The following is a 5963-nucleotide window of genomic DNA, read 5'->3' as shown; positions in this document are numbered from 1 at the left end:
GATACTTCCGAGGCCTCCAACGTGGTGTCCAACAATCGCAACGCACGATCACGAAACTCCGGCGAATACTGACGGGGCATGATTCTGATCCTCCTATAAAGATCGGAACAAAACCCGGGGTAGTTCAAGGTTGTTAGTGAACGCATCGGGCACGCGGACGTCGGGTTCTTCCTCCAGACCTACGCCCATGTACTTAAAAACGATGACAGGCAAGCTGCCGAACAGGCGGCAGCATTCGTGATCGGGGCCAGTCTCGATGCGTCGGACAACTCCGAAGGGCCCGCAGACGGACAAATCGACCCTGCCGGTTAGAGCAAGCACCGGTCCGCCATTCTGTCACGGGTACTGATGAGCCCGGCGTTGTCTTTCTGCAGCCTGAGCGGGTGGGCTGTCGGGAAGCGGCTGCCACCATGAGGTGATGCCGACACACCACCAAATCGCCCCCAAACTTCCCGTCCGATGGCCCTTGCGGCGCCTCGCCGCCGCGCTTGTCGGCATGAGTACGCACAGCAGGCGATCGCTGGGGGCGCGAGCACTCAGGGCGATGCCCTGAAGTGACGGGCTGGAACGAACGCGAACAAGTGCAAGGCCCTTTGGCACGAGCGGAAAAAGTAGCTTGGCTAACGTTCACAAAAGCGTTCACAAACCCAATGAAAACGGCTCCCGGAGTTGCCTCCGGGAGCCGTTCTACCTAGTAGCGGGGACAGGATTCGAACCTGCGACCTCTGGGTTATGAGCCCAGCGAGCTACCGAGCTGCTCCACCCCGCGTCGGGTGAACACAAGATTACCGACGCGGTGCCGCAGCTCCAAATCGCGTGGTCAGGCCAACAATCCGGCCGGATCGTGGCGCTGCGCGAGCGCCCGCAACCAGTGCAGCGTGTCGTCGTCGTAACACCGCCGCGGCCGCCCGGGATCGCGCGTCGGCGCGAAGTTCGGCAGCTGACCACCCGTCGACCACGGCTCCAGCGCCGCGATCAGAGCCGCGGCGTGCGGGGCCACCATCTCGGCCACCGGCGGCACCAGCGCCCCGATCGCGTTCACCGAGAACATCGCCTCCCGATGGCAGAACGCGCTGCGGTGCTGCGGCGGCCGCGCCATCGCCCCGCCCAGCAGCCGCAGTTCCACGATCGCCTGCGGCGACCCCGACTCCGGCCCGGCCGCCGCCAGCAGCGCCTCCACAGCCTCGGCCGGTAACTCGCGGAGCAGACAGTGCTCCTCGTGCACCGGCATCGGATCCGGCGGATCGGCATGCACCAGGCCGATTCCCGCGTACGGGTACACCCCCGTGCCGTCCAGCACCGGCGCGGCGACCTCCCGCATCGGGGCCAGCAGCCGCTGCGCCTCGGCCAGGTCCCCCACCGCCGTGTAGCGCACCGCCACCGTCATCCGGCCGGCCAACGGCTCCGGAATCCCCGGCAGCGGCGGAAGCTGTTGCACCGCAAGTGAGGTGTTCACCGTCTCGGGTAGCCCGGCACTCCACCGTTGCCAGGCCCGCACCACCCTCGCCACGTCGGCGGTGTCGAAATACAGTGCCCCGCCGTAGAACTCCGAGATCGGCAACAGCTCGAACTCCACTGCGGTCACCACCCCCAGCATCGACTTGCCGCCGCGCAACCCCCAAAACAACTCGGCGTGCTCCTCGGGCGTCACCCACAGCACCTCCCCCGAGCCGGTCACCAGCTCGAAACCCCGCACGTAGTCCGACGACAACCCGACCGTGCGCACCAACGGACCGATGCCCCCACCGGTCAGGAAGCCGACCACGCCGACACCTGGCGCCGACCCACACAGCGGTGCCAAACCGTGCGGCGCCGCCGCATCGAGCACCTGCTGCCACCGCACCCCCGCGCCCACCCGCGCCGTGCGCTCCACCACGTCGACGACGCACCCGGTGATGCCGCGAGTGACCACCAGGATCGTGTCCTCGGCGACGGCCACGGCGCCATGCCCCGTGGCCTGCACCGCCACCCGAAAGTCCCGCGCCGCTGCGAAACTTAGCACCGCGACCACGTCGTCGGCCGTCGTCGCCGCCACCACCGCGGCCGGCCGCACCGGGACCGCCAGGTTCCACGGCATCGCCTGCAGATACACCTCGTCACCCGGGAAGCCCACCGGTGCGGCCACCGCCTGCCGCAACCCGGACAGACTGCGGTGCAACGCCTCGTCGATCACGTCGTTCATGGACATGTGCTCGTGGATCCTTTCGTCGCCGAGAAGGATCACCGACACCGCTTGGCGGTTCCTTGGCGCGCGCTCCAAGGACCTCTCAGGCCGCGCCGACGAGGCGCCGCGCCGTCGCCGCCACACCCGCCATTCCCAGCCGTTCGGCGTCCTCGGCCACCGCCCGGGCCGCCGCCACCGCTGCGGCCGCGTCGTCGCACAACTGTGCCGACAGCAGCGCACACCGCACCAGCGTCGGGGCCCCGCCCGTGCGCGTCGCGATGCCGACCGCCACCGCCAGGTCGGCCCGCGCCCCGTCGCGATCACCGCGCAGCGCCCGCAAGCGCGCCGTCGCCAACGCCACCGGCCCCACCACGCCGATCTGACCCACCACCGCGACGTAGTCCACGAACGGGGCCAGCGCCGTCAGCAGCGGATCGGCGAACTCGGCCAGCTCGCAGTCGGCCGCGAGATGGGCCAACAGCGTCTGATGCCCCAGCGTGGTCCACACGTGCGGCAGCGACCGCGTGCCCAGCCACGCCTCGAGCAATCGCTGCGCCGTGGGCACGTCCGGAGTTCCCGACACCGTCAGCACCGCCGAGGTCACCAGGTTCACCATGGCCTCACCGCCGGTATCGGCCGTCGCCACCATGCCCAGCCACTGCGGATCGATCTCCCCGCCGGTTTCCCGCAGTAGCGACACCTGCGCCATCAAACCGCTTCCCGCACCGTACAACTCGGTCTGCTCGTGCACGGCCGCCGCGATTCCGTGCTGCCGCCACGCCTCCGCGAAGTCGCCCCGCCACACCGCGAGCACCGCCTCCATCCACCGCAGCTGTGCCCGCAGCACCGGCAACCGGAATCGCTCACTGCCCTCCATCGCCACCGCCAGGCACCGCTGCGTGGCCGCCACGTCTGCCAGCGCCAACGCGGCCATGGTGCACACCGAGTTCGCGATCACCCGGTCCTCGTCACCCCGGGCGTGGCCCAGCCGCTCCAGCCGCTCGGCCCACGCCAGCGACTCGGCGCTGCGCGGCGCGACGCCCGAGTACGTGATGAGCCGGCCCATCAGCACGTCGGCGAGCACGTCCACGTCGCCGGTGCGGGCCGCCAATTCCTCCGCCGCGTCGAGGTGTCCGGCGGGCACCCGCGGGTCCGGGTTGTAGCAGTGCCCCACCGCCAACGCGGCCAGCACGCGCGCCCCCGCCCCGGCATCGCGCTCCGCGATGGCCGCCGAGCGCTCCAAGAGGCGCAGCAGCTCGCCGGGATCCTCCCCCGGCGCCAGCCACGGCCACCCGCCGCTGGCCCGCAGCAGCGCGCTCGCCACGCGGCCTGCCGTCGCCGTCCGTTCGGCGCGCACCGCCTCGGCGAGATAGCGCTGCACCGTGGCCAACACCAACCGGCCCCGACCCGCCCGCGAATACGCCTCCAGCATGGCCACGGTCAACGCGTCGCGCTCGGCGTCGTCGCGCGCCGCGGCCGGCAGCCGGTCGTATGCGTCGAGGGCGGCCTGCCACCACTTGGCGGCGATGTCCGAACTCCACCGCTGCGCGGCCTCCTCGGCCGCCCGGCGGCACGCCCGCACCACGACGTCGGGTTCTACCAGCGGCTGCGCGGCCAGCAGATGCTGTGCCCGGCGCGTCACGGCATCGGCGGCCGCACTGTCGGCGAGCACCTCGGCGACCGTGGCGTGCACCCGTTGTCGCCGCAACGCGGGCATGCTCGCGGCCAACCGTTCCCGCAACAGCCCGTGCGCGAACGCGTAACCGGCCCCGGTGTGCGACGACACCACGATGCGCTCGTCGGCCGCCTCGTCCAGATGGTCGGCGAGCGTGTCGACGTCGAGCCGCGTCGTCGCCGCCAACACCGGCACGTCGACCACGTCGCCGATCACCGCCGCCGTGCGAAGCGTCTGCAGCACAGCGGGATCCAGTGCGGCGAAGCGGCGATCGAGCACCGACTTCACCGCCAGCGGGATCTCGGCGCCCGCCCGCTCGTCGCGTGGCAGCCGCGCGTACTCGCACACGAAGAACGGGTTGCCGCCGGTGCGCTCGGCCAGCGTCGCGGCCTCGGCGGCGGTGACCACCTCGTCGGCCACCTGGGTCGCCAGCGCCGCGACCTCCTCCGACGACAGCGCCGACACCTCCACGTGCCGGTTGCGCGCCCCGCGGGCCACGGTGCCGAGCAACCGCGCCAACTCCGCCGACCGCTCGCCGTCGCGCAGGGTGAGCACGAACGCCACCGGACGGTCGCGCAGTGCGCCCGCGACGTACGCCAGCGCACCCACCGATGCCGAATCCGCCCACTGCACGTCGTCGACGACGATCGCGCGAAGGCCGGGCGCGGCCTCGATCAGCCGCTGCACCCGTTCGTAGACCTCGAACCTCGCGATGTCCGCGTCGGCGTGGGCCGGCACCTGCAGCACCTCGTCGGCATCGGCACCCAGCGCGCGCACCAGCTGCCGCATGGGCCACCACGGCGGCGTCGCACGCTCGTCGGGACAACTCACCCACACCGCGCGCCCGCCCGTCGCCCCCACCATGGCCACGGCTTCCTCGGCCAGACGCGTCTTGCCGATGCCGGGCGGCCCCGACAGCACCAGCCACCGCGTCGCGGGCACCCCCGCATCGCCCAGCACGTCGGCGAGCACGCCGGTCTCGCGCGCGCGGCCGATCAACGTCGCCCGCGCCGGTGCGGGCGTGGGTTCCACCCGCGCCGCAGGCGTCGCCGTGACCCGTACCGCGCCGGTCCACTCCGGCGACCGCGGCCACGCCGCCAACTCCGGCGCCTGCCGCAGCATCGCGGTCTGCAACTCGCGCAGTTCCGCCCCCGGCTGCAGGCCCAGCTCGTCGTCGAGGGTGCGGGCATGCCGCGTGTAGGCCTCCAGCGCCTCCGACGTGCGCCCGCAGCGGTACAGCGCCAACGCGTGCAACCAGCACGCCCGATCCGACAACGGATCCGCCGCGGCCAACGCCGCCGCCTCGGCCAGCGCCGCAGGCACCCGCCCCAGTGCCAGTAGGGCCGCGATCCGGCTGTCGGCGCATTCCCGGCGCAACTCGTCGACCCGCGCCGCCGCCTCGGCCACCCAGCGCTCGTCGCGCAGATCGGCCAGCAGCGGGCCGCGTATCGACGCCCGCGCCGCGTCGGCCGCCTCGAGCGCGGCGTCCCACCGGCCCGCGTCGACCGCTTCCGCGCTGCGCGCGCACAGCGCCTCGAACGCCACGAGGTCGACCTCGTCACCCGACACGTCGAGGTAGTAACCCGGCGCCTGCCGCACGATGGGCGACGGCACCTCCGCCGACGCGCCACCGCGCAGGGCCCGCCGCAGATTCGACACGTAGGCGTGCAGGCTCGCCGTCGCGCTACCGGGCGCCTCGTCCCCCCACACGGCGTCGATCAACCCGTCGACCGACACCACCCGCCCGTGCGCCAACAGCAGGACCGCGAGCACGGCCCGCTGCTTCGGCGGCCCGATGTCGACGACCGTGCCGTCGGCACGCAGCACCTGCAGCGGCCCGAGCAACCGATAGTGCACGGCGACGAGCGTAGGCGAGAACGCCTAGCGAGCCTCGCGGTATCGGTTCATCGCGTCGTCGAGACGCTGCAGTGCCGCGCCGAAGTCGGCGAAGTTGCCGCCCTGCTGCGCCTGCCGCATGCCGTCCAGCGCCTGGTTCACCTCGTCGAGCGCGGCGGACTTGGCCGGCGACAACTGCACCGGGGCCCCCGGCGGCACCGCGGCCGGCGTCGGCACCTCGGGCGCGCGGCCCTGACCCGGCGCCGGAGTGGCCGCCGCAGGCGGGAC

At 72.3% G+C, this 5963-nt stretch carries 3 protein-coding genes and 1 tRNA gene; all 4 read right to left on the bottom strand.

Annotated features, from left to right (window positions below; genetic code table 11):
- Positions 1–695: 695 nt before the first annotated feature.
- Positions 696–769, bottom strand: a tRNA-Met gene (locus tag AC30CM_RS26645).
- A 51-nt stretch (positions 770–820) separates the two neighbouring features.
- Positions 821–2188, bottom strand: a complete 1368-nt coding sequence (locus tag AC30CM_RS26640; protein WP_490119920.1) for an FAD-binding oxidoreductase — start codon at positions 2186–2188, stop codon at positions 821–823.
- 79 nt (positions 2189–2267) lie between these two features.
- Entirely contained in the window at positions 2268–5696 is a 3429-nt protein-coding gene (locus AC30CM_RS26635; RefSeq protein WP_490119919.1) for an ATP-binding protein, read from the bottom strand.
- Positions 5697–5720: 24 nt separating this feature from the next.
- Positions 5721–5963: hypothetical protein (locus AC30CM_RS26630; RefSeq protein ID WP_490119918.1), on the bottom strand; the 243-nt coding region annotated here is incomplete at its 5' end.

This window comes from Mycobacterium sp. DHQP2018-32-09, from assembly GCF_058148405.1.
The sequence above is the reverse complement of the archived record's forward strand: the minus strand, read 5'-3'. Positions and strand labels throughout refer to the sequence as shown.

Coding starts and splice junctions, on each gene's coding strand:
- AC30CM_RS26640 (WP_490119920.1), bottom strand. CDS start 2,188: ATGTCCATGAACGACGTGATCGACGAGGCGTTGCACCGCAGTCTGTCC.